At 65.3% G+C, this 23,833-nt stretch carries 25 protein-coding genes; 13 read left to right on the top strand and 12 right to left on the bottom strand.

Going from position 1 to position 23,833, the window contains the following annotated elements:
* Window positions 1–238: 238 nt before the first annotated feature.
* The 5 genes from JOY90_RS21680 to JOY90_RS21660 are packed head-to-tail and all read left to right on the top strand — an operon-like array spanning window position 239 to window position 3,828.
* Window positions 239–862, top strand: coding sequence for a DUF1285 domain-containing protein (locus tag JOY90_RS21680; RefSeq protein ID WP_291693155.1), 624 nt, complete (start codon window positions 239–241; stop codon window positions 860–862).
* Window positions 859–1,530: a CoA pyrophosphatase gene (locus JOY90_RS21675; RefSeq protein WP_291693154.1), complete on the top strand. Its 672-nt coding sequence runs from the start codon at window positions 859–861 to the stop codon at window positions 1,528–1,530. Before JOY90_RS21680 ends, JOY90_RS21675 begins: the two co-directional genes overlap by 4 nt.
* Window positions 1,527–1,790 carry a DUF6111 family protein gene (locus JOY90_RS21670; RefSeq protein WP_291693153.1) on the top strand — a complete coding sequence of 88 codons (264 nt, stop codon included), beginning with the start codon at window positions 1,527–1,529 and terminating at the stop codon, window positions 1,788–1,790. The genes JOY90_RS21675 and JOY90_RS21670 overlap by 4 nt, the downstream gene beginning before the upstream one ends.
* Entirely contained in the window at window positions 1,787–3,064 is a 1,278-nt protein-coding gene (locus JOY90_RS21665; RefSeq protein WP_291693152.1) for a CCA tRNA nucleotidyltransferase, read from the top strand. Before JOY90_RS21670 ends, JOY90_RS21665 begins: the two co-directional genes overlap by 4 nt.
* On the top strand, window positions 3,061–3,828 hold the full coding sequence (locus JOY90_RS21660) for a TSUP family transporter (RefSeq protein WP_291693151.1): 768 nt from the start codon (window positions 3,061–3,063) through the stop codon (window positions 3,826–3,828). The genes JOY90_RS21665 and JOY90_RS21660 overlap by 4 nt, the downstream gene beginning before the upstream one ends.
* Window positions 3,829–3,840: 12 nt before the next feature.
* Here JOY90_RS21660 and JOY90_RS21655 read toward each other — a convergent pair whose 3' ends face one another.
* Genes JOY90_RS21655 through JOY90_RS21635 form a run of 5 tightly spaced genes read right to left on the bottom strand, consistent with a single transcriptional unit; the run spans window position 3,841 to window position 6,957 of the window.
* Window positions 3,841–4,587: an HAD family hydrolase gene (locus JOY90_RS21655; protein ID WP_291693150.1), complete on the bottom strand. Its 747-nt coding sequence runs from the start codon at window positions 4,585–4,587 to the stop codon at window positions 3,841–3,843.
* Window positions 4,578–5,465 (bottom strand): oxygen-dependent coproporphyrinogen oxidase, encoded by an 888-nt coding sequence (gene hemF, locus JOY90_RS21650; RefSeq protein ID WP_291693149.1) that lies wholly within the window; start codon window positions 5,463–5,465, stop codon window positions 4,578–4,580. Before hemF ends, JOY90_RS21655 begins: the two co-directional genes overlap by 10 nt.
* Before the next feature lie 9 nt (window positions 5,466–5,474).
* Window positions 5,475–5,840 carry a 6-carboxytetrahydropterin synthase gene (locus tag JOY90_RS21645; protein WP_291693148.1) on the bottom strand — a complete coding sequence of 122 codons (366 nt, stop codon included), beginning with the start codon at window positions 5,838–5,840 and terminating at the stop codon, window positions 5,475–5,477.
* A gap of 20 nt (window positions 5,841–5,860) precedes the next feature.
* Window positions 5,861–6,493 (bottom strand): 7-carboxy-7-deazaguanine synthase, encoded by a 633-nt coding sequence (gene queE / locus JOY90_RS21640; protein ID WP_291693147.1) that lies wholly within the window; start codon window positions 6,491–6,493, stop codon window positions 5,861–5,863.
* On the bottom strand, window positions 6,490–6,957 hold the full coding sequence (locus tag JOY90_RS21635; RefSeq protein WP_291693146.1) for a tRNA (cytidine(34)-2'-O)-methyltransferase: 468 nt from the start codon (window positions 6,955–6,957) through the stop codon (window positions 6,490–6,492). The genes queE and JOY90_RS21635 overlap by 4 nt, the downstream gene beginning before the upstream one ends.
* A gap of 281 nt (window positions 6,958–7,238) precedes the next feature.
* Between JOY90_RS21635 and petA the strand changes: the two genes are divergently transcribed.
* The 6 genes from petA to JOY90_RS21605 all read left to right on the top strand — a co-directional run bounded on the left by petA (window position 7,239) and on the right by JOY90_RS21605 (window position 13,910).
* Complete coding sequence (petA, locus tag JOY90_RS21630; RefSeq protein WP_291693172.1) at window positions 7,239–7,769, top strand: ubiquinol-cytochrome c reductase iron-sulfur subunit; 531 nt, start codon at window positions 7,239–7,241, stop codon at window positions 7,767–7,769.
* A gap of 68 nt (window positions 7,770–7,837) precedes the next feature.
* Window positions 7,838–9,907, top strand: a complete 2,070-nt coding sequence (locus JOY90_RS21625) for a cytochrome c1 (protein WP_291693145.1) — start codon at window positions 7,838–7,840, stop codon at window positions 9,905–9,907.
* 192 nt (window positions 9,908–10,099) lie between these two features.
* Window positions 10,100–10,774: a dienelactone hydrolase family protein gene (locus JOY90_RS21620; protein ID WP_291693144.1), complete on the top strand. Its 675-nt coding sequence runs from the start codon at window positions 10,100–10,102 to the stop codon at window positions 10,772–10,774.
* Window positions 10,775–11,112: 338 nt separating this feature from the next.
* The gene (locus JOY90_RS21615; RefSeq protein WP_291693143.1) at window positions 11,113–12,186 is read left to right on the top strand and encodes a hypothetical protein; all 1,074 of its coding nucleotides are present in this window, start codon (window positions 11,113–11,115) and stop codon (window positions 12,184–12,186) included.
* A gap of 158 nt (window positions 12,187–12,344) precedes the next feature.
* Window positions 12,345–12,551 carry a hypothetical protein gene (locus JOY90_RS21610; protein ID WP_291693142.1) on the top strand — a complete coding sequence of 69 codons (207 nt, stop codon included), beginning with the start codon at window positions 12,345–12,347 and terminating at the stop codon, window positions 12,549–12,551.
* A 441-nt stretch (window positions 12,552–12,992) separates the two neighbouring features.
* Window positions 12,993–13,910, top strand: a complete 918-nt coding sequence (locus JOY90_RS21605) for a hypothetical protein (protein WP_291693141.1) — start codon at window positions 12,993–12,995, stop codon at window positions 13,908–13,910.
* 796 nt (window positions 13,911–14,706) lie between these two features.
* Here the strand turns inward: JOY90_RS21605 and JOY90_RS21600 are convergent.
* Window positions 14,707–15,699, bottom strand: a complete 993-nt coding sequence (locus JOY90_RS21600) for a VOC family protein (protein WP_291693140.1) — start codon at window positions 15,697–15,699, stop codon at window positions 14,707–14,709.
* Window positions 15,700–16,029: 330 nt separating this feature from the next.
* Here JOY90_RS21600 and JOY90_RS21595 point away from each other — a divergent pair, with 330 nt between their 5' ends.
* Window positions 16,030–18,189 carry an anthranilate synthase component I gene (locus tag JOY90_RS21595; RefSeq protein WP_291693139.1) on the top strand — a complete coding sequence of 720 codons (2,160 nt, stop codon included), beginning with the start codon at window positions 16,030–16,032 and terminating at the stop codon, window positions 18,187–18,189.
* Window positions 18,190–18,219: 30 nt separating this feature from the next.
* Window positions 18,220–18,759 carry an adenine phosphoribosyltransferase gene (locus JOY90_RS21590; RefSeq protein WP_291693138.1) on the top strand — a complete coding sequence of 180 codons (540 nt, stop codon included), beginning with the start codon at window positions 18,220–18,222 and terminating at the stop codon, window positions 18,757–18,759.
* Window positions 18,760–18,766: 7 nt separating this feature from the next.
* Here the strand turns inward: JOY90_RS21590 and JOY90_RS21585 are convergent, their stop codons facing one another.
* From JOY90_RS21585 to JOY90_RS21560, 6 genes are all read right to left on the bottom strand, one after another.
* A complete protein-coding gene (locus JOY90_RS21585; RefSeq protein WP_291693137.1) occupies window positions 18,767–19,432 on the bottom strand; it encodes a hypothetical protein in 666 nt (221 codons plus the stop codon).
* Between the two features lie 61 nt (window positions 19,433–19,493).
* Window positions 19,494–20,252 (bottom strand): hypothetical protein, encoded by a 759-nt coding sequence (locus tag JOY90_RS21580; RefSeq protein ID WP_291693136.1) that lies wholly within the window; start codon window positions 20,250–20,252, stop codon window positions 19,494–19,496.
* A 182-nt stretch (window positions 20,253–20,434) separates the two neighbouring features.
* Window positions 20,435–21,646 (bottom strand): M48 family metallopeptidase, encoded by a 1,212-nt coding sequence (locus JOY90_RS21575; protein ID WP_291693135.1) that lies wholly within the window; start codon window positions 21,644–21,646, stop codon window positions 20,435–20,437.
* Window positions 21,647–21,676: 30 nt separating this feature from the next.
* Window positions 21,677–22,234: a LemA family protein gene (locus tag JOY90_RS21570; protein WP_291693134.1), complete on the bottom strand. Its 558-nt coding sequence runs from the start codon at window positions 22,232–22,234 to the stop codon at window positions 21,677–21,679.
* Window positions 22,235–22,327: 93 nt separating this feature from the next.
* Window positions 22,328–23,305, bottom strand: a complete 978-nt coding sequence (locus tag JOY90_RS21565) for a small ribosomal subunit Rsm22 family protein (protein WP_291693133.1) — start codon at window positions 23,303–23,305, stop codon at window positions 22,328–22,330.
* A gap of 24 nt (window positions 23,306–23,329) precedes the next feature.
* The coding region (locus JOY90_RS21560; protein WP_291693132.1) for an AAA family ATPase at window positions 23,330–23,833 on the bottom strand (504 nt) is incomplete at its 5' end.

The following is a 23,833-nucleotide window of genomic DNA, read 5'->3' as shown; positions in this document are numbered from 1 at the left end:
AAGCTCCCGCTCGTGACGCCGCCGAGTGCGCCACCATTCCATGAGCCGATCCGAGAATTGGGCAAAGGCCATGGTTTCGTTGAATTAAACTATCCCCACATTATCGGCATTTCGGGGTATGAACGGCATCACGATATGGCGACCTGTGCCACGTATTTCTACCTGGAACCAATCGCATCCTCAGACCACCAACGTGCAGCAATCGTGCCAACCATCAAAGGTTAAGTCAGGGCAAACCATGGCGAACCGAGGGCAGAAAACGCAGCAGGGCCTCGACGGGCTGACGGCTGCTGCCAGGCAGGCCGCCGGCGACGCCGCAAAGGCGGAGCCGGGAAAAAAAGGTTTGCCGCCGGTGCATCTCTGGAATCCGCCGTTCTGCGGCGATCTCGACATGCGAATCGGCAGCGATGGTACATGGTACTACATGGGCACGCCAATCGGCCGGCCGGCGTTGGTGCGGCTGTTCTCCACCATCCTCAAGCGCGAGGACGGCAAGCATTTTCTGGTCACACCGGTGGAGAAGGTCGGCATCCGCGTCGATGACGCACCATTTCTCGCCGTCGAGATGGCGAAGGACGACGATGCGCGCGGGCCGCTGTTGCGCTTTCGCACCAATGTGGATGACTGGGTCGATTGCGACGCCACCCACCGCCTGCGGTTCGAGATGGCCGCCGACGGCGGGCTCGTGCCCTATCTTCACGTCCGGAGCGACCTGTGGGCGAAGGTGACGCGCGCGATCTATTACGATCTTGTCGACCTGGGCGAGGAGCGCGTGATCGACGGCCATCCGATGTTCGGTGTAATCTCGGCGGGGGAATTCTTTCCGATGGCCGATGCGGGCGAGGTGAGGGCCGCGCTTTGAACGAACCGATGGTGAGGGCTGCTGCGGCCGATATTTCCTCGGCGGAATTCTTCGAGCGCGCCCGCGGGCGGCTTACCTTCGACGTTCCGCCGGGGCTGCTCGATCCGAGCATCATTCCGGAGAGCGGCGATTCCGGCACCAGCCGGATGCTCGAGATCATCGCGCGCGAGCAGCCGATCCGTCCCGCCGCGGTGCTGATCCCCGTCATCGATCATCCGCAGCCGACCGTGCTGTTGACGCAGCGCTCGCCGCTGCTCGCCGATCATGCCGGCCAGATCGCGTTTCCCGGCGGCAAGATCGACGCCACCGACGCATCCCCGCTCGATACCGCCTTGCGCGAGGCGGAGGAGGAGGTCGGGCTCGACCGCGGCTTCGTCGAGCCGGTCGGCTATCTCGGTCTCTATGGTACCAGCTTCGGCTTTCGCATTGTGCCGACGCTGGCGCGCGTGAAGCCGGGCTTCACCCTCAACATCAACCGGTCGGAGGTCGACGACGCCTTCGAGGTGCCGCTGGCCTTCCTGATGGATCCCGCGAACCACGAGCTTCACAGCCGGGAGTTCCGCGGCATCGAGCGCACCTATTACGCGATGCCTTATGCGGAACGCTTCATCTGGGGGGCGACCGCGGGCATCCTGCGGCTCCTGTATGAACGGATTTGTCTCTCATGATCCGGCCGGCGCTCACCGAGATCGGGATCTTCCTCATTCCCTTCGCGGTGTATGCGCTATTGCTGCTGGCCACGCGCAATGCCGTGCTGGTGCCGTCGTCCTGGCCGCTGCACCTGGTGGCGCGGCTCGCGCTCGGGTCGCTGGTGCTGGTGGTCCTCGGCTTCGTGATGCTCGCGCAGTATTCGGCCAAGCCGCCTTATTCCACCTACGTCCCTGCCCATATCGAGAACGGCAAGCTCGTTCCCGGAGTTGAGAGATGAACGATACGCGGGCGCGCCGTGCCGGCGATCTGAACGCGCCTCTGAATGCTCCGTGGCTCAAATCTGGTTCGGTCGCGAGGGTGCTGGCGCTCCTGAATGCGAATGGCGAGCAAGCCCGCGTGGTCGGCGGCGCCGTCCGCAACACGCTGCTCGGCATTCCGATCGGCGACATCGACATCGCGACTACCGCGCTGCCGGAGGAGGTGGTACGGCGCGCCAAGGCGGCCGGCATCAAGAGCGTGCCGACCGGCATCGTGCACGGCACCGTGACGCTCGTGATCGACGCCCATCCGTTCGAGGTCACGACCTTGCGCGAGGATACCGAGACCTTCGGCCGCAAGGCCAAGGTCGCCTTCGGCCGCGACTGGGTCGGCGACGCGAAGCGCCGCGACTTCACCATCAACGCGCTGTCGCTGACGGCCGATGGCATCGTGCACGACTATGTCGGCGGTCTCGACGACATCGCAACCAGGCATGTGCGCTTCATCGGCGATCCGGCCCAGCGCATCGCCGAGGATTTTCTGCGCATCCTGCGCTTCTTCCGCATCCACGCCGCCTTTGGCGCTGGCGCCCCCGATCGCGAGGGCTATCTCGCCTGCATCGCCGGCCGTGCCGGTCTCGCCGCCCTGTCGGCCGAGCGGCTGCGGATGGAAATGCTGAAGCTGGTGGTGACCGGTGGCGCGGTGGCCGCAGTGACGGCGATGGCGGATGGCGGCCTGTTGCTGCCGATCATCGGCGGCATCACCTATACCGGCCCGTTCGCGGCCATGATCGGCATCGAACGCGCGCTCGATCTCGCGCCTGATCCGATCCGCAGGCTGGCGGCGCTCGCGGTCGCGGTGACGGAGGATGCGAGGCGCATCGCAGCAAAGCTGCGGCTCTCGAATGCCGAGGCCAAGGCGCTCGATTCCATGGGCCATCGCTGGTGGCGGCTTCCGGGAATGGATGAAGCCAGAGCGCGGCAGCGACTCTATCGTCTCGGCGCGGAGCGCTACCGCGACCGGATGCTGCTGGCCTGGGCGCGTGCCGGCAGCGATGGCGATGAAGCGCGCTGGCGCGAGCTTGCGACCCTGCCGCAACGCTGGCAGGCGCCGAAATTCCCGCTGAAGGCGGCGGATTTCGTCGCGCGTGGAATTGATGCCGGCCCCATGCTCGGGCAAGTGCTCACGCTGGCCGAGGACGCCTGGCTTGCGGCGGACTTCCCGCTCGATCCGGCGGCGCTGGCATCCATCGCCGACCAGGCGGTCGGCCGCCTTTCCCGCGACAGGACGTGAGCTTCATTTCCGGCTTCGCCGACATCTCCCTGCTTCAGCTTCTCCTGGTCGCGGCCATGGCGCTGTTCGCCTCGTTGATCGGCGGGCTTGCCGGTTATGGCTCGGGCGCATTGATGCCGCTGGTGCAGGTGCCGATGCTCGGCGCCGAGCCGGTGGTGCCGATCCTCGCGATATCGGCGGTGTTTGCGAATATGAGCCGCAGCGTCGCCTATTTCCGCCATGCGGACCGCCGGCGCGCGCTGATCGTGATCGCGGCCCCCACGGTCACGACGGCGCTCGGCGCCTATGGCTATACGCGACTGACCAACGACGGCGCCGTGCTCGTGATCGGCACCATGCTGATACTGAGCGTGCCGCTGCGCCGGGTGCTGCGCCGCCGCGCCGCACGGATCGGCGATGGCGGCCTGTTTGCCGGCGCCGTCGGTTATGGCGTCGTGGTCGGCGGCACCGCGGGCGCGGGCGTGATCCTGCTGTCGCGGTTGATGGCGGCGGGGCTGGAAGGCGCGTCGGTGATCGCGACCGACGCCGTGATCTCGGTGGTGACCAGCCTGATCAAGATCTCGGTGTTCGGGCTCGCCGGTGTCCTCACCGCGCAAGTGCTCGCCTTTGCGCTGCTGATCGGCGCGATCGGCGTGCCGGGCGCGTTCCTGGCGCGCGCCTTCGTTGAGCGCATGCCGGTGCATGTCCATGCCGCGATCCTCGACATCGCCGTGATCGTGGGCGGCGCGGTGATGATCACCTCCGCGTTGCGGCCGTTTTCGTGACCGTGTGCGGCCTCATCCTCCCTCCGGCAGCAGCTCCGTGAGCGAGCGGATGATGCGGTCGGGCCTGACGGTCGAGCCTTGCGGCAGCCCTTCGCCGTGAATGTCCATCCAGATCGCGTAGATGCCGAGCCGTTGCGGCGCCTCGACCTCCCATTCCAGATTGTCGCCGACCATCCAGGTCTCTGGCGCGGTGACGCCGAGCGTCTCCATGGCATGCAGATAGGCGCGCTCCTCCGGCTTGCCGAAACCGTGCTCGCCCTCGATCTGGATGTGGTCGAACCGGTGCGCCAGCGCAAAGCGCTCGATCTTGGCGCGCTGGACCGCGCTCGCGCCATTGGTGACCAGCGCGAGCTTGACGCCGAGCGTCTTCAGCTTGTCGATTGCCTCATGCGCGCCGGGAAAGACGAACATCTGCTCGTCGCGATAGGCCGTGAAGCGGTCGGCGAGCTTGACGGCGAGATCGGCCGGCGGCGCCGGCTGATCGAGTCTGGCCAGTGAGGCAAGTCCTCGCCTCGCCACCTCGTGCCGCGCTTCCGTGAGCTTCAGGCGCCATTCCGGCGCCGCAGCCGGCCAGAATCGGCGTGCTGTCTGGGCGATCGCGGTGCCGACCGCCTTCGGCGACAGCGGCGCGAGCTCGTCGGCGAACTCGTCCGCGACGATGGTCCAGGCGATTTCGGGCTGGCCGTGGGCCGACAAGATGGTGTCGTCCATGTCGATCAGCATCGCGCGCGGCAGTCGGTTCATCGCATTTACGGCCATTTCACCTCCGGCGGCATCGACGACAGGATCGAGGCGACATTGCCGCCGGTCTTCAGTCCGAACATGGTGCCGCGGTCGTAGAGCAGGTTGAACTCGACATAGCGGCCGCGCCGGATCAGTTGCTCCTCGCGGTCGGTATCGGTCCAGGACGTGTTGAAGTTGGCGCGCACCAGCTCGGGATAGATCTTGGCGAACGCGCGGCCGACGGCCTGGGTGAAGGCGAAGTCGCGCTCCCAGTCGCCGGAATTGTGGTGGTCGTAGAAGATGCCGCCGATGCCGCGCGGCTCCCTGCGATGCGGCAGGTAGAAATAGTCGTCGCACCACTTCTTGTACTTGTCATAAAGCGCGCCGTCTCCCTGCGCGTCGCAGGCGCCCTTCATCGCCGCATGGAAGGCCTGCGTGTCGGGATCGTCCTGGGTGCGTCGGCGGTCGAGCACCGGCGTCAGGTCGGCGCCGCCGGCGACCCAGGTTTTCGTGGTCACGACGAAGCGCGTGTTCATGTGCACGGCCGGCACATGCGGATTGCGCATGTGCGCGATCAGCGAGATCCCCGAGAACCAGAACCGCGGATCGTCCTCGGCGCCCTGGATCTGGGCGCGAAAATCGGGGGCGAACTCGCCGAACACCGTCGAGCAGTGCACGCCGACCTTCTCGAACAGCCGGCCGTGCATCATCGACATGACGCCGCCGCCGCCCGGTCTGCCCGAGTGATCGGTGCGCGGCCAGGGCGTGCGCACGAAGCGGCCGGCGCTGCCGGGATAAAGAGAGGCGGGCGCCTCGTCCTCGAGCGTCTCGAAGGACGCGCAGATCTGGTCGCGCAGCGACTCGAACCAGGCCTTCGCCTGCGCCTTGCGCTCCTCGATGACGATGGCTTCCATCGGAAACTCCTATTGGTCCGGACCGAAATAGGTGCAGCTCTCGTTGCAGCTATCGCGAAAGATGCTCACCCGCGTGATCCGGCCGGCATGCTGCACCCGTTCGAAGACGAAACGCGAGAGGTTTTCCAGCGTCGGCGGTCCGAGGTCGGGCACCTTGTTGAGCAGCTTATGATCGAGCATCGCCTGCACTTGGGCGATCGCGCGCTGCAACAGGCCGAGATCCACGACCATGCCGGTGACGGGATCGGGCGAGCCGCGCACCGCGATCTCGGCGCGAAAGGAATGGCCGTGAATTTCCTCGCTCGCCGCGCCCAGCGTCGTTCCTCGAAGCGAATGCGCCGCCTCGAAGCGGAACGCCTTGGTCAATTCCCACATGAGTCCGAAAAATCCGGTTCCTATCTGATGCCGAGCGTCTTGTGCGTCTGCAGGCTGAGCCGCCATTGCGGATGGCGCAGGCAATAGTCGATCGCCCGCGCGGTGTTCGCATCGACCTCCGGACCGTCCATCGGCTGCAGCGAGAAGCGCTCGAAGGCAAGGCCCGCGAAATCCTCCGGTGCGGCCCCTTGCTGCGGATAGACCAGCTTCAGCTCGTGCCCCCGCGTCAACGCCAATGCCGCGCCGGCCTTCGGGCTGACGCAGATCCAGTCCAGACCTTCGGGCGGCTCGAGCGTGCCATTGGTCTCGATCGCAATCGCAAAGCCGCGCGCATGTAGCGCCTCGACCAGCGCGCTGTCCAGTTGCAGCAGCGGCTCGCCGCCGGTCAGCACGACGTAGCGGTGAGTGGCGTCGCCGGTCCATTGCGCGGCGATGGTGTCGGCGAGCGCGTCGGCGGTCAAATAGCGGCCGCCGAGCGTGCCGTCGGTGCCGACGAAGTCGGTGTCGCAGAAGCGGCAGACCGCGGCCTCGCGGTCCTGCTCGCGGCCGCTCCAGAGGTTGCAGCCGGAAAACCGGCAGAACACCGCAGGCCGCCCCGCATGCGCGCCTTCGCCTTGCAGCGTCAGGAAGATTTCCTTGACCGCGTAGCTCATCGCATCTCCTGCATTGGCCCGCCGGTCTGCCGCAGCGCCTCGCCGACCGCCATGGCCGCGGCCATCGCCACGTTCAGCGAACGCAGGGCAGGTCTGATCGGAATTTTCAGCCGCGCATCGGCGGCCGCGGCCACTTCCTCGGGGACACCCGCGGTCTCGCGCCCGAACAGGAGGATATCGGCGGCGTCATAGCGGAAATCGAGATAGGAGATGGCGCCCTTGGTGGTGAACAGCACGAGGCGATACCCACCTGCGCGACGCCATTCCTCGAATTTCGCCCAGGAGTCGTGGCGCATCAGCTTCACATGGTCGAGATAATCCATGCCGGCGCGGCGGAACGTCCGGTCGGATACCGCAAAGCCGGCGGGCTCGATGACGTGGGCCGCCACATCCAGGCACGCGCAAAGCCGCAGAATCGTCCCCGTGTTGGGGGGAATATCGGGCTGGAAGAGCGCGATCTGCATGTTGTATTCGAATCCCGCCGGCTCACGGAAATGTATGAACAAAACAACGCTATGCGCCGATTCAGTGCATTGCACGCTAGCTGGCCGTTAGCGGGCTTGCGCTCTTTCGGCAAGGGTGCCAATAGAACGATTCTGGGGCCTGTTCCGCCGGTCAAGGCAGGAAAAGCCCTCCGTTCTGCCGCCGCGGGGGACGCGGGCGCCGGCAGAGCCTCCCGAGTCGTAGCGTGCGCGAAGCGTCGCTTTGGGGCGGTTCCACCGGCTGCAACTAGGAAAGGGTTTGAATCGTGACAACGACTACGGCTGATCATCCGACCCGACGTGATTTCCTGTTGGTTGCGACCGGGGCGGCCGCCGCCGTCGGCGGGGTGGCCTCACTCTGGCCCTTCGTCTCCCAGATGAACCCCGACGCCGCGACGATCGCGGCCGGCGCGCCGATCGAGGTCGACATCGCGCCGATCGCCGACGGGCAGGACATCAAGGTGTTCTGGCGCGGCAAGCCGATCTACATCATGCACCGGACCAAGAAGCAGATCGAGGAGGCGCGCGCGGTCGAGGTCGACACGCTGCGCGACCCCGCCACCGACGAGTCCCGCGTCAAGGACGGCCATGACCAGTGGCTGGTCGTGATCGGCATCTGCACCCATCTCGGCTGCATCCCGATCGCCCATCAGGGCGAATATGACGGCTTCTTCTGCCCCTGCCATGGCTCGCAATACGATAGCTCCGGCCGCATCCGCCAGGGGCCGGCGCCCGCCAACCTGCCGGTGCCGCCCTATCAGTTCGTCTCCGATACCAAAATCCAGATCGGCTGAAGCGCGGGGGCTTTCCTCCCCGCGCCTTCGACCCATTGCATCGTCTACCTTTTCCTCAGGATCGCAAAATGAGCGGACCATCCGACTACAAGCCGAGCCATCCCGCCTTGCAATGGTTCGAACGACGCCTGCCGATTTTGGGTCTCATGCATTCCTCGTTCGTGGCGTACCCGACGCCACGCAACCTGAACTACTGGTGGACCTTCGGCGCCATCCTGTCGTTCATGCTGGGCATGCAGATCCTGACCGGCGTGATCCTGGCGATGCACTACACGCCGAACGCCGACCTCGCCTTCCGCTCGGTCGAACTGCTGGTGCGCGACGTCAACTATGGCTGGCTCTTGCGCAACATGCACGCGGCCGGCGCCTCGATGTTCTTCTTCGCGGTCTACGTCCACATGTTCCGCGGCCTCTATTACGGATCGTACAAGGAGCCGCGCGAGGTCTTGTGGATTCTCGGCGTCATCATCTACCTGCTGATGATGGCGACCGGCTTCATGGGCTATGTGCTGCCCTGGGGGCAGATGAGCTTCTGGGGCGCCACGGTCATCACCAACCTGTTCTCGGCCGTTCCTTATGTCGGCGACAGCATCGTCACGCTGCTGTGGGGCGGCTATTCGGTCGGCAACCCGACGCTGAACCGCTTCTTCTCGCTGCACTATCTGTTGCCGTTCCTGATCGCGGGCGTGGTCGTGCTGCACGTCTGGGCGCTGCATGTCGCGGGCCAGAACAACCCGGCGGGCGTCGATGCCAAGAGCGAGAAGGACACCGTGCCGTTCACGCCCTACGCGACCATCAAGGACATGTTCGGCGTCTCGGTGTTCCTGCTGCTCTATGCCTGGTTCATCTTCTACATGCCGAACTATCTGGGCGACGCCGACAACTACATCCCGGCCAACCCGGCGCAGACCCCGCAGCACATCGTGCCGGAGTGGTACTACCTGCCGTTCTACGCGATCCTGCGCTCGATCCCGAACAAGCTCGCCGGCGTGGTCGCGATGTTCTCGGCGATCCTGATCCTGGTGTTCCTGCCCTGGCTCGACACCGCCAGGACGCGGTCTTCCAAGTACCGGCCGCTGGCGAAGCAGTTCTTCTGGCTGTTCGTCATCGTCTGCATCCTGCTCGGCTATCTCGGCGCGCAGCCGCCGGAAGGCATCTATGTCATCGCCGGCCGCATCCTCACCGTCTGCTACTTCTCCTACTTCCTGATCATCCTGCCGCTGCTCAGCGTGATCGAGACGCCGCGGCCGGTGCCGAACTCGATCGCCGACGACGTGCTCGCCAAGAGCCACGGCCGACCGGTGCCGATGGTCTCGACGGCGATCGCGCTCTGCATCGCGACCGCGCTGTTCGCCGGCTCGACGCGCGATGCGCGGGCCGAGGAGGTGGACACGCCGCCGTCGCTGAAATGGTCGTTCTCCGGCCCGTTCGGCACCTATGACCGCGCCGCCCTGCAGCGCGGTCTCAAGGTCTACAAGGAGGTCTGCGCCAACTGTCACTCGCTGTCCTACGTCGCCTTCCGCAACCTCGCCGATCCCGGCGGGCCCGGCTATTCGGCCGCGCAGGCGGCCGCGCTGGCGTCGACCTACAAGATCAAGGACGGCCCCAATGACCAGGGCGAGATGTTCGAGCGGCCCGGCCGGCCGGCGGACTATTTTCCCTCGCCGTTCCCGAACGAGCAGGCGGCGCGCGTCGCCAATGGCGGCGGCCTGCCGCCCGACCTGTCGCTGATCGACAAGGCGCGCTCCTATGAGCGCGGCTTCCCCTGGTTCGTCTTCGACCTGTTCAGCCAGTTCCAGGAGCAGGGCCCGAACTATGTCTCGGCGATCCTGCAGGGTTTCGAGGACAGCCCGCCCAAGGACGTCCCGATCCCGGACGGCTCCTATTACAACAAGTATTTCCCCGGTCACGCCATCAAGATGCCGAAGCCGCTGTCCGACGGCCAAGTGACCTATGACGACGGCGCGCCGGCCACCGTCGCGCAATACGCCAAGGACGTCGCTACCTTCCTGATGTGGGCGGCGGAGCCGCACATGGAGGCGCGCAAGCGGCTCGGTTTCCAGGTCTTCGTCGTGCTGATCATCTTCGCCGGCATGATGTATTTCACCAAGAAGAAGGTCTGGGCCGACGCGCACTGACCTTTGTGAAGCTGGTGTGAATGCGAAAGCCCCCGCTCCGGGGGCTTTTTTCATGGTCGGCTCGTCGTTGGCGGGTTTGCTCACCATATGGGCAGCAGGAATGACGCAGTCTTGATTGCGTCCGACCCGCGGCGCGGACAAGATGGTGGGGTTTGCAACGCAACCGAAAAAGCGACTCCCGGAGGAAGCCATATGGGCACGTCAGTCACTTTCAAGCGTCCGGACGGCAAGGAAGCGTCCGGCTATCTCGCCAATGCCGCGCGCGGCAACGCGCCCTGTGTGGTGGTGATCCAGGAGTGGTGGGGCTTGCAGGACCAGATCAAGGGCATCTGCGACCGCTTCGCGCTGGCCGGCTTCGACGCGCTGGCACCCGATCTCTACCGCGGCGTGGTGGTGCCCTATCACGACACCGAAGCCGCCAACAAGCAGATGAGCTCGCTCGACTTCATGGACGCCACCACGCAGAGCGTGCGCGGCGCCGTGCAATATCTCGCCCGCAACGGCGCCAAGGTCGGGCTGACCGGCTTCTGCATGGGCGGCGCGGTGACCGTCATCGGGGCGGCGAAGATCCCCGAGCTCACCGTCGGCGTGGTGTTCTACGGCATTCCGCCGGAAGCCGCGGTGAAGCCCGCCGACGTCAAGATCCCGCTGCAGGCCCATTTCGCCGACAAGGACGACTGGTGCACGCCGGAGGCGGTGAATGCCTGGGAGAAGGCGATGAAGGCCGCCGGCAAGCCGCTCGAGCTGCATCGCTATGAGGCCGACCACGGCTTCGTCAACGAGCAGCGCATGGCCGTGCATGACCGCGAGGCCGCCGAATTGGCCTGGACCCGCGCCACGGAGTTCTTCCGGAAGCACCTGGGGTGAGTGACAGTCGTCCGGCGCGGGCGTCGAGCAGGGCGATATCGGATTCGATGGAGCAGCGAAGGTGCGCTCCCTCGCCCCGTTCTCTTGTCCCCCGAAGCCCGCCTTCGGGGCGAAGGCGGATGCGGGGAGAGGGCGGGGTGAGGGGCCGACGCACGGGCGGTGTGAATTGTTGGACCTGTACCCCGCACCCGGATTGCATCTGACGATGCAATCCGACCTCTCCGCGCGAGCGAGGAGGGGTCGGCCGAAACTTCAGCAGCTTTACTCGCTCGCTTGATTTGCGCCATTTTTGCAATCTACAGTAGCGGTCGCGCAACACCTCCGCCGTGGAATTTCGCATGCGTGTCGCCTTCGCACTCGCCGGCCTCGGCGGCTTCAACGCCCACGGCGCAGGCTTTCTCGCCGCCGCCACCAGATGGGACGTCAGGCCCGAGCTCGTGACCGCGACCAGCGGCCAGATCCTGGTGCTGGCGGACTGGCTCGCAGGCGTTGATCCGCGCGCGCATTTGTTGCCGCCCGCGGGCGACGACACGCCGCTGTCGCAAGCGAAGATCGTCGCGCTCGGCTATCCCGGCGTGTTCCGGCCGGCCTATGGCGAAGCGCTGGCGCGGCTGGCGAGGCCCTATTGGGGCAAGGACCCGCTCCACATGCTGGCCGACCGGCTGCTGCCGGCGCAGCAATATGTGCCGGTGCGCACCGAGGCCGACTTTGCCAACGCCGCCGACGCGCTCAACGAGAGCCCGATCGGCGTCGTGTTCAACAGCTACGATCCGACGTCCGGCGACGGCGTGCTCTACGGCAACGACGCCGCGCGGGCGCTGCTGCCCTCGGAGAAGGCGCTGCCGAACCGCCATGCGGCCAAGCTCGCCTGCCGCGCGCGCGCCTACGACCGGCGCTACGTCTCCGACGTGCGTGCCGAGCGCCCGATCCGGCCGATCACGGCGGAAGCGGTGCGGTCGGCGCTGTGGCTGTCGCTCTACGGCTTCAACGGCCTGCCCGATGGCCGGATGGACGGCGCCTATCATCGTTCCTGCATCGTCTCCGAGCTGCACGGTTTCGACCGCGTCTTCGTCGCCCGCCCGCTCGCCAATGGCTGGGTCGGCCGCATGCCGCAGAACTGGTTCGAGGTGCAGGACTGGAGCTACGAGATGTGGTTCTCGGTCGGCTACAAGGCCGAGGTCGATGCGATGCGGCGCATCAACGACCTGATCGCGGCCGGCCACCTCACCGACCCGAAATTCAAGCAGGTCGAGCTGATCGAGATCGAGCCGGAGACGCCGGCCGGCTATTTCCATTTCTTCGTCGAGCGCGCCAGGGTCTATGACCGCGCCTTCGCGATCGCGGAAGAGATTTTCGCGCGGCTCGGCCTGCCGAGGCCAGAGGACACCAAGCCGGGCGAGAGCGCGGCCTGAAACAACCAGACCTTTCTCCAGCCAAATGTTGCACGCCGCTGCCGCGAGGCCGTCATGAAATCGGCGCCAGCCTGCGGCACCGAGCTTCAATTCCCTCCTGATCCGGCCTATGCCGGTCGCACCGAAAACACCCGTCTGATCGAACGAAGGCCGCCACGATGTTCCTCGCGCAAACCATCGGCTCCTGGATCATGCTCGCCGGCGGCCTGATCGCGTGCTGGTACGCGTTCCGCCCGGTGCCGGAGGGTCCCCGCCAGGACGAGTGGGAAGCCTGGCACGCCCGCTGGGGCCGCCTCTTGCGCATCATCGGTCCGCTGCTGTCGATCTACGCGATCGTGCGGATTCTGAGCGTGGTGTGGGGCTGAGGGGCGTTGGTAGCAGGATCGCCCGCCACGAGCACGGTTTCACCTCTCCCCGCCGGGGCCCACAAGGGGAGAGGTCGGCGCAAAGCGCCGGGTGAGGGGGCGCGACGCGCGCTGCTGCCGAAGCAGCTCGTAGGATGGGTAGAGCGACTCCTTGCTCAGAGCTGAACCAGCATGCGCTGTGAGCGAAACCCATCAACGCCGACGAGAATGATGGGTTTCGCTCTAGCCTCGACCTGCCGAAGCATCGGCGAATGGAACGCTCTACCCATCCTACGACGAGCTGCTATTGTTCTCATGCTTTGCCTTCTGGTCGGTCGTGGCGGACAACGTGTAGTTCGAACCACGAGTTCGCTCACTCCCTCGGTGGGCAACGGCAATGGGCGCCTTCTAATCAATTAAGAATTGTGTCAGGGATGGTGCACCTCTAGAGGAGGATCATGCTTGGACGCCAAAACTGCGAAAAGATGGCTCGTACGCCAGCGGAAATGGTTCGCGAGCACGTTGGGAATTTTGGTTGTTGTCGTCGCTGCTTTTGCCACGTTCATGGGAAATCTTAGCGCTATTGTGGAGAAGGGCCGTACGCTCCTAGGCCTGCAATCTGCTATTGTTGCCCCATCTTCTGCGCCTTCGATGACGGTGAGTGGTAATAATAATGTAGTAACGGGCGCAGTCTCCGGGGGACAAGTCGCCGGGACGATCAACAACTTCTATTCTGCATCAGCGCCTTCCCACGGATCGTCCCCCATCTTTTCGGAGAACACGGACGCGCATCCAATCTTCTCTATCGGGTGTATGAACTTTGCGCCGATAACGGGACTCCTTGATCACATCAATAAGGGTGAACCATATCCGTTTCTTTCCTTCTCGCGCGGGGGAATCCAAACACCTGTTATCTCGCCGTATATAAAGGATGGACTTCTCACCGCTGATGTAAGTTTGTTTGCGCCAGGCCAAGTTTATGAAGCTTTTTCGTTACGGGCTGGCAGGTTTAACCTCTTAGCGCCGAACTGGGACGTAAACGCCAGTGAACGTGCTATCGAGGTGGTCAACGAAAGCGGAATTCCGATCTTCCAGCTCATTCGATCTTCAGCTAAACACCTACACATTGATGGTCTCTTTAGAACGAAAAATGCCGTGCTTTTGCTTGGACGCGGCGGGCTGATAATCCAGCCAATTTTGGGTGAGGCCGCTGATCGGTACGTTCCTCCTGCAGATTTCCTACCAAGGATGTTTCGTTATCCGAGTTGGCAGCACCCGGGAGAGATGATCGAGCCTCTACCTTCGAGGCCGGCTTGTCCGCCCAATAGTCAAGGGATCGCGGCAATAAGCGATGGGGTTTCATTTCCGATTCGCGATTGAACATCCCGATGGGGAGATCGTTGCCGCAGAAGAGCGTAGCGAAGTTGATTTCGACTACGTTTAGTTCGGTTCGGCAACTCCACGCTTGACTGCCCCCGATTCCATCTATATGTTCCCGTTTTGTTCCATTCCGCTTGAGGGGCGGATCGCGATCGTCACGGACGTTGGGATGGAATGCGATGGACGCGGGCAGCGTCGGCGCGGTGTCGGTGACAGGGCGGGTCCGCGAGGACTTGTGAGTCATACGGCTGTGCAGACGACGGCGCTATCCGCGGACGGCTAAGCCGTATGGTCCTGACGCCTCGACGCTGGCGCCAAGATCGCGGAAGGCCGTGACAGCCCAACCGGGCGGCGGCATAACACTTCCGCGAGCGACGGGGGCAAGAGAGCCCGATCCCCGGGGAGAGTACGGAATACGCTATTAACACCGTCGTGCAGGGAAGGCCGGTTGATCCGTCCGTACCTGTGGTGAGTACCGCGTGCTACCCACGTTGCACGCGGACCATGGGTGCGACGGGCACCCGGTCTTCCCTGCGCCCTCTTTGTTTCGAGGGTCACGTCAAAGCATCGCCCCGGGCGTTTTCACGCCGCGGTGACGCGCAGCTTGTCTTGTTCTTTGAACCGTTGAATCCGAAGTAACTGGTGTTTCTCTGCCGGTGCTTGCGCGCGCTATCATTGTTTGCTGCGGCCCCTCACCCGATTTGCTTGCGCAAATCGACCTCTCCCCGGCGGGGAGAGGTGAACCGAGTTCGCCGCGACAGTGGGCGTTACGGAAGAGCAGACGAGGGCAGGGCGCTCAACTCCCCTTCATCCCGTCCCACCACGCGCAGGTGCCGGCCATCACGTGATAATTGCCTTCCATCACCTGCACCGGTGCGCGGAGGCCGTCGCGGACCACCTGTGCGCGCATCTCGCGTGCGGCGGCGCGCCCTTTGTCGTCGAGCCACGTCCGCTCGTGGCCCCACAGGCTCGGACCGTGATGCATCTCGACCGGCTGCCAGGTCGCGACGTCGACTTCGCGGCCGCCCCAGCCGCATTCGACCAGGAACGCCGACGGCGTCTTCGCGTAGAACGAGGTCATGAAATCGTTGGTGTGGCGGCCGAGCGTGACGTTGACGCGCTCCTCGGCGAGCGCGATGTCGTAGGCCTGCCCGACATCGTCGAGGGCGCACATCTCCACCATCAGATGATGCATCCCGTTCTTGCCGGTCTCGATCAGCGCGAGCGAGTGATGGCGCGGGTTGACGTGGAAGAAGTAGGCGCGGAACGGTTTTTCGATGTAGTCGGAGAGGCGGAAGCCGAGCAGGTCGACATAGAACGGCAGCATTGCCTCGATGTGCTCGACCGTCAGCACGACATGGCCGAGGCCGAGCGCGCCGGTGCGGAAGCCGGAGATCGAGCGGCCGGGCTTGAACGGCGTGTCGTCTATCTCGGCGCCGTGAAACGCCTCCAGCCGGTTGCCGGCAGGATCGGTGAACGAGATCAGCGCACGCACTCGCCGCGCGTCGGCCTGCGTCTGCGGCTCGGCCGCGACCCTCACCTTCGCCGCCTCGAGTTTAGCCGCGAGCGCATCCAGCGCAGCGGCGTCCTCGACCTCCCAGCCGAAGAAGCGCGTGCCGTCGCCCATTCCGCGGTCGATTACGACGCGCTGCTTGCGGTCGTCCATCCGGAAGGCGAGCAGCGAATTGCCGCGCTCGACCGCCTGCCAGCCGACCAGCGAGGTGCCGAACTGCTGCCAGTCCTCCAGCGCGTCCGATCCGAACCCGGCATATCCCAGTGCCCGCAGCATGGTGGTTCTCCCTGGTGTTTTCCTCGTTGTTCCTTGTTGCTTCCTTGGCTTTTGGGTCGATCCGCCGGTTGCCCAAATCCTACGCCGATTTTCCTCCTCGTCCATGGCGCCGGCGCCCTTGACGCCGCACGGTTGTCATGGTCTGTACGCAACCCATGCGCACCCCCTCACCCCCAGCCCGTCGTTGGTGGCCCACCTCCTAACAGGTGGCCGGTGCGATTTTCCCAATTCAAATCGTCGAAGGGCCGCCATCGCAGCGCGGCGGCCTTCCGTTTGTCCTGTGTGGCGTTCCCTCGGCAAGTCCCGTAAGAGGAGCCCAAGAGGAACGACATGAACAGGACCGTCTTCTCGCTTCCCGCCAAGAGCGACACCCGGACGCGCGCCGGCCTTGCGATCACACGCGCAGTCGAGCCATTCACCGGCGGCGCCAGCCGGCTCGACACCCTGATCGACCTGCTCGACCGCCGGCGCGGCGTCGTGCTGTCCTCGGGCACCACGGTGCCAGGCCGCTACGAGAGCTTCGATCTCGGCTTTGCCGATCCGCCGCTGGTGCTGGAAAGCGCCGGTGTGAATTTCCAGCTCACCGCGCTGAACGCGCGCGGCGAGGTGCTGATCGCCTTCCTCGCCGACACGCTCTCCGAGCCCTGCGCCGTCATCACCGAAAAGTCGGCGACGCGGCTCGCCGGCCACATCCTGCGCGGGGAGGCGCCCGTGGAGGAGGACCAGCGCACCCGGCGCGCCAGCATCATGTCGCTGGTGCGCGATCTGGTCGCGGCCTTCGCGATGGGCGACGACGCGCTGCTTGGCCTCTATGGCGCCTTCGCCTACGACCTCGTGTTTCAGATCGAGGACATCGTGCAGAAGCGCGCGCGCGAAGCCGACCAGCGCGACATCGTGCTCTACGTGCCGGACCGGCTGCTCGCCTATGACCGCGCCACCGGCCGCGGCGTGGTCGTGAGCTACGACTTCGCCTGGAAGGGCCGATCGACCGAGGGCTTGCCGCGCGACGGCGCGGACAGCGTCTATGCGAACACGCCGCGGCAGGGCTTCGCCGACCATGCGCCCGGCGAATACCAGGCGACGGTGGAAACCGCGCGCGCGGCGTTCGCACGCGGCGACCTGTTCGAGGCGGTGCCGGGCCAGCTGTTCGCCGAGCCGTGCGAGCGCTCGCCGGCAGAAGTGTTCCAGCGCCTGTGCCGGATCAACCCGTCGCCCTATGGCGCGCTGATGAATCTCGGCGACGGCGAATTCCTGGTCTCGGCCTCGCCCGAGATGTTCGTGCGCTCCGACGGTCGGCGTGTGGAGACCTGCCCGATCTCCGGCACCATCGCGCGCGGCGTCGACGCTATCGGCGACGCCGAGCAGATCCGCCAGCTCCTCAACTCGGAGAAGGACGAGTTCGAGCTCAACATGTGCACCGACGTCGATCGCAACGACAAGGCGCGGGTCTGCGTCCCCGGCACCATCAAGGTGCTCGCGCGCCGGCAGATCGAGACCTACTCGAAACTGTTTCACACCGTCGATCATGTCGAGGGCATGCTGCGGCCGGGCTATGACGCGCTCGACGCGTTCCTCACCCATGCCTGGGCGGTGACGGTGACGGGCGCGCCGAAACTCTGGGCGATGCAGTTCGTCGAGGACCATGAGCGCTCGCCGCGGCGCTGGTATGCCGGCGCGATCGGCTGCGTGAACTTTGACGGCAGCATCAACACCGGGCTGACCATCCGCACCATCCGCATGAAGGACGGCCTCGCCGAAGTGCGCGTCGGCGCCACCTGCCTGTTTGATTCAGACCCGGCGGCCGAGGATCGCGAATGCCAGGTCAAGGCGGCCGCGCTGTTCCAGGCGCTGCGCGGCGATCCGCCAAAACCGTTGTCGAGCACCGCGCCCGACGCCACCGGCAGCGGCAAGCAGGTGCTGCTGATCGACCACGACGACAGCTTCGTGCACATGCTGGCCGACTATTTCCGCCAGGTCGGCGCCGATGTCACCGTGGTCCGCTACGTGCATGCGCTCGACATGCTCGCGAAGAGGAAATGGGACCTTCTGGTGCTGTCGCCCGGACCGGGCAGGCCGGAGGATTTTGCGATCAGGAAGACCATCGGTGCTGCGCTGGAGAAGAACCTGCCGGTGTTCGGCGTCTGCCTGGGGTTGCAGGCGATCGGCGAATATTTTGGCGGCCAGCTCGGCCAGCTCGGCCACCCCGCCCATGGCCGGCCGTCGCGGGTGCAGGTCCAGGGCGGACGGTTGATGCGGAGCCTGCCGAACGAGATCGTGATCGGCCGCTACCACTCGCTGTTCGTCGAGCGCGACGGCATGCCCGAGGTGCTCGACGTCACCGCGTCGACCGAGGATGGCGTGGCGATGGCGATCGAGCACAGGAGCCTGCCGGTCGGCGGCGTGCAGTTCCACCCGGAATCGCTGATGTCGCTGTCCGGAGAGGTCGGCCTGCGCATCGTCGAGAACGCGTTTCGGCTGGGGGCGAATTGAGCTGACGACACGGAGAGAGCGAGCGTAACGATGACCTTTGATCTCGACCTGAAGTCGACCGTCCGCGCGATTCCCGACTATCCGAAGCCGGGCATCATGTTCCGCGACATCACGACGCTGCTCGCCGACGCGCGCGCCTTCCGCCGCGCCGTCGACGAGCTGGTGCATCCCTGGGCCGGCTCCAAGATCGACAAGGTCGCCGGCATCGAGGCGCGCGGCTTCATCCTGGGCGGCGCGATTGCCCACCAGCTCTCGGCCGGCTTCGTGCCGATCCGCAAGAAGGGCAAGCTGCCACATACGACGGTGCGGATCGCCTATTCGCTGGAATACGGCCTCGACGAGATGGAGATGCATGTCGACGCGGTTCCCCCCGGCGAGCGGGTGATCCTGGTCGACGATCTGATCGCAACCGGCGGCACCGCCGAGGGCGCGATCAAGCTGTTGCGGCAGATCGGCGCCAATGTGGTGGCCGCCTGTTTCCTCGTCGACCTGCCGGATCTCGGCGGCGCGGCCAAGCTGCGTGCGATGGAGGTGCCGGTGCGGACGCTGATGACCTTCGAGGGGCACTGATCGCGGATCAACGTTGCAGGATCAGGTTCAGCTCGAGCTCGCGGAAGTGAAAATAGTTGCGGCGGATCCACTGATGCAGCTCGGTCGACGAATCCGGCTCCTGCCGCAGGTAGTCGGTGAAGGAGAAGCTCAGACGGTCGATATAGGTCTTCAGGAAGGTCGGCAGCGCCGGAACCCGTATCACGCGCTCCTCCGCCATTGCCGCCGGCAATTCGCCGCGCACCACGTGCTCGTTGTCGACGACGATGAGCTGGGCGGGAGGAATGATCCGGCGCAGCGTCTGGTGCGCGCGGGCCGAGACGCGGTCGATGTCGGCCAGAAACAGCACCAGCGGCGCAACGCGGCGCCGCGCCGCCTCCTTGATGAAGCCGATCTCCTCGACCATCGTGAAGAACTCCTCGAAGGCGTGGAAGCCGAGATCGATCACCTTGGCCATGGCGTCGTCGACGATGACGCGGTCCATCAGCGCCATCTTGCCGTAGGTGTCGCTGATATCGGCGGTCTCGGTGACGTTGGGCAGATAGTCGAGCAGCGAGGGTTCGCGCAGGTTGATGTCGAACGCGGTGATGTCGCCGTTCTTCAACAGCAGGAATTCGCTGAGCAGCCGCGCCACGACGGTCTTCCCGACATGGGGGCGGGGCGAGCAGACGATGAAGACGGGCGTGACGGCCATTTCCCCTTATATCAGGAGAAATTCGGCCGACTTTCCAGACCGTTCCGGCCCGGGTCCCAGATTATTTTTCGCCGCTCGCGCGTACCGCCGGCTTGGCCGAGCCGACGATGTCGGTCAGCTTGATGCGGTCGTACTCGCTCCAGACATTGGCGAGCCAGTGCCGGACGTAGCCCCGCAGCACGAAGGAGTAGTTCGCGGCTTCGTCGTTGATGCCCTTGTTGGCGACGAACTTCAGGAACGGCACCGAGGAGACCTCGACCTGCTCGAACGCCATCTCGTTGAGCTTCGGAATGGTGAGCTCGGTCGCGTCCTTGATCCGGTTGAAATAGGCGCTGTAGGTCGACTGGTCCCACTCGAAGAAGCTCGTGTTGTTGATGAAGTTCTTCACCAGGAAATATTTCGCGCCGACCATGAAGTTAGCGGTCTCGGCGATCTCGTCGAGCGATGCGATCGAGGAGCCGAGAATGTGGAACACCGCGAAGGTGATCTGGCCGGAGCGGGCGGCATCGAGGAAGCCGATGTCGCGCAGCGCGGCGAGCGAGGGCGACATCAGGCCGGCGCGGACGTCGATCACGGTAACCGACGGCGCGACGGTGTTCAGGGTATCAAAAATCTTCATCTGGTCCGGGGTCGCCGTCATGTCGACGATCTCGGTGATATCGGGATGGAAGCGCTTGAGGGTGCCGCGCGGGTGCTCGGTGTCGAAGGCGCGGGTCGCGACCCCATTGGCGTTGAAATAATCGAGCAGGGTGCGCGACACCGTCGTCTTGCCGACCCCGCCCTTGTCTGCACCCACCACGATCACTGCCGGCTTTGCCATGTTAGCCCCTTAGCGCGTGTTCAGCCGCATGTTGCGACCGCGAAAGAATGTCCGGACCCTGCTTTGGGCGCGAACATGGCAGAAACAAGGGGGAATTCAATTTATTAGATGTCCAGTCATCGCCATTGATGTGGGTATCTTCAACCCCAGCCGGCGCCGATGCTCCTGGCGGCCCATGTTGCCTAACGGCTGTTCCAAGGGCCCGCCGGATGGGTGCCCCAAGGGCCCTCGGAGGTATCCTGTGGGACCTGGGCATCTCCGGCCTGAGGGGTCCAGGGAGCGGGCAGCGGAGGCGGCGCTCGCGGGTCTTCCGGCTGACCTGGGATCGTCCCCGGCTGATCGGCCGGGGTCGGCAACGCGAGCGGACCCAGATAGCGACCGCCGGCATATTTCACCAGGGCGTCGATCCTGGCCTCGACCGAGGGGTGGGTCGCGAATATGTCGGCGAATTCTTCGCGGGGATTGTCGACGCACAATTCCATCACCGCCGAGGTCGCGCCGGGCAGCTCGCCGCGGCCCTCGATCTTGCGCAGCGCGGAGATCATGGCGTCCGGGTTCTTGGTCAGCTCGACCGAGCCGGCATCGGCCAGGAACTCCCGCGAGCGGGACAGGGCGAGCCGCACCAGTTGCGACAGCGCCCAGGCCAGCGCGATCAGCGCGACCGCGAGCAGGATGATGAGGATCGCGCCGCCACCGGAGCTCTTGCGGTCGCTGCTGCCGTCGGAGGACGAGGAGGAAGAGGACGATCCGCTGCCGGAGCCACCGCGGCCCCAGCTCCCGCCGTAATAGCCGAAATTGGAAAACATGCGGAACAGCAGCTCGGCGAAGAAGCCGACGACGCCTGCGATGATGACCGCGATCACCATCATCTGCACGTCGCCATTGCGGATATGAGTGAGCTCGTGGCCGAGCACCGCCTCGATCTCCTGGTCGTTCAGCGCGTTGAGCAGCCCGGAGGTGACGGTGACGGCGTATTGTTTCTGATTGAGCCCGGTCGCGTAGGCGTTCAGCGCCTCGCTGTCGACGATCTTCAGCTTCGGCATCGGGATGCCGCGCGAGATGCAGAGGTTTTCCAGGAGATTGTAGAGCCTGGGCTGCTCCTGCCGCGTGACGTCGCGGCCGCCGGTGACGGCATCGATCAGCCGCTGGTGCCAGAAATAGGCGATCACGATCCACAGCGCGGCGGCGCCGGTGGAAAAAGGCAGCGTGCGGATGACGTCGCTGAGTGCGACCCGCAGGTAATATTCCGCCGACGCGCCATTGTAACTGATCACCTCGATGATCAGCGCGCCGGCGAAGACGATGACATAGACCAACAGGAACAGGCCCCCCAGCAGCACCATCGAACGCGTCCGGTTCGCGGCGATGTGGGTGTAGAGACCGTACGCGGCCATGGTGGACTGCCCGACCGGGAGCGCGGGAGGCTAAAATTTCACGGCCGGGGCGGCCTCGACCTCCGCGCGGCTTGCGCCGAGATCGAAGAATTCCTTCCGGGTGAAGCCGAACATGCCGGCGAACAGTGCGGCGGGCATCTGCTGGATGCCGGTGTTGTATTCCTGGACCGCGTTGTTGAAGAAGCGCCGGCTCGCTGCGATCTTGTTCTCGAGATCGGACAATTCGGCCGCCAATTGCTGGAAGTTGGTGTTGGCCTTGAGGTCCGGATAGGATTCCGACAATGCGATCAGGCGGCCGAGCGCGCCGGAGAGCTGGTTCTCGGCCGCAGACACTTGCGCCGGTCCCTGCGCCGACATCGCCGCGCCGCGGGCCTTGATGACGTCGTCCAGCGTACCGCGCTCATGCGCGGCATAGCCCTTTACCGTCTCGACCAGGTTCGGGACCAGGTCGTGGCGCTGCTTGAGTTGGACGTCGATGTCGGCAAAGGCCTGGTTGACGCGCTGGCCGAGCGCGACCAGCCGGTTGTAGGCGCTGAACGCGACAATCACGAGAACGATGATGATGCCGAGGATGATCCAGCCGGACATGGACGAACTCCTGGTGAGGCGACATTCGAGCGGGCACGCGCCTGCCGCCCGCGAGGTGGGTCTTTCCTTGGTCGGCCGCAAGACGGTCGGAGTTCAACGCCCCATTCGGACGGCATCGCCCCAGCGCCAGTGGCGAGCGGCGGCATAGCCTGTTTTGTCGCGGCGGGGAACTTTTGTGAAGAGCAGGCCCTCCGGGGTGCAAAGTTTTGCGGCGATCTCGGCTTTGCCGACCGCTGGCTGGGCCAACACGCGCGAGCGACGCAGAGCAGGCAGGGCGCGGGTCAGCACGACATAGGCAAAGCGCTCGTCCTCGAACGGCACGTCCGCGCCTTTCATCGCCTGGTGCGCGCGCGAGCGCGGCAGGCGCTGACTGAAATGGCACCAGTCGGGCGGGACGAGTGGACAGCGGCCGTCATGCGGGCAGGGCGCGGCGACATGCGCGCCGGCCGCGATCAATTGCGTTCTGAGCGCGATGATCCGCGCGTAGCCCGCAGGTGTGCCGGGCTCGACGATGACCAGCGTGTCACGGGTTCTGGCCCAGATGAGCGTGGCGAGCCTGGTTCGTTCCGTCGCGGTCAATTCGCCGATCATGTAGCTCGCGATGACGAGGTCGGCGGGCTCGGCCGCGGCAGCAAGTTTGAAGGCGTCGCCTTGCGCATAATGCGATTGCGCCAGGCGCGGCTGGCCCCGGGCGAGCTGCAGCGCAAGGGCGCGCAGCGGGCTGTTGGCGTCCAACAGGGAGAAGGCGGTGAGCGAGGGAAACGCCTCCGCGGCGGCAAAGCTCGCGGTGCCCGGTCCGGCGCCGATGTCGAGCAGCGTCGCGGGCGCGAAGTCGGGCCTCGCCCCGGTCAGCGCATTCAGGCTCGCGGCGACGGCGGCATAGGTCGCGGGCATCCGCGCCAGCGCGTAGGCCAGCGCGTCGGCTTCGGAGGCGATGACATTGGAGCCGCCACCTTCGCGATAATTTTTGGAGATTTTGTCGGCGCGCGCGGCCACGTCGTTGCGGGACATGCCCTCGAGGCTTGCCTCCAGCGAGGCCTTCAGCTCGGCGGGGAGGGAGGGGGCGACCATGTCGTCACCCTCCAACAGGCAACGTCACGCCACGTGCTGGTCGAGAATCTTGACCGCCTCGTCGAGCGCGACCGAGACGAGCTGCGAGACGCCGCGCTCGGCCATGGTGACACCGAACAGCCGGTTCATCCGCGCCATCGTGATCGGGTTATGGGTGATGATGATGAAGCGCGTCTCGGTCGAGCCGGTCATCTCGTGCAGGAGGTTGCAGAAGCGCTCGACATTGTGGTCGTCGAGCGGCGCATCGACCTCGTCCAGTACGCAGATCGGTGACGGGTTGGTGAGGAACACCGCGAAGATCAGCGCCAGCGCCGTCAGCGCCTGCTCGCCGCCGGAGAGCAGCGACAGGGTCTGCGGCTTCTTGCCCGGCGGCTTGGCGATGATCTCGAGCCCGGCCTCCAGCGGATCGTCGCTCTCGATCAGGTGCAGCGCGGCCTCGCCGCCGCCGAACAGATCGACGAACAGCCGCTTGAAATGGTCGTTGACGATCTCGAACGACGCGAGCAGGCGCTCGCGTGCCTCGCGATT

Source organism: Bradyrhizobium sp., from assembly GCF_019242285.1.
Taxonomy (GTDB): Bacteria; Pseudomonadota; Alphaproteobacteria; order Rhizobiales; family Xanthobacteraceae; genus Bradyrhizobium.
The sequence above is the reverse complement of the archived record's forward strand: the minus strand, read 5'-3'. Positions and strand labels throughout refer to the sequence as shown.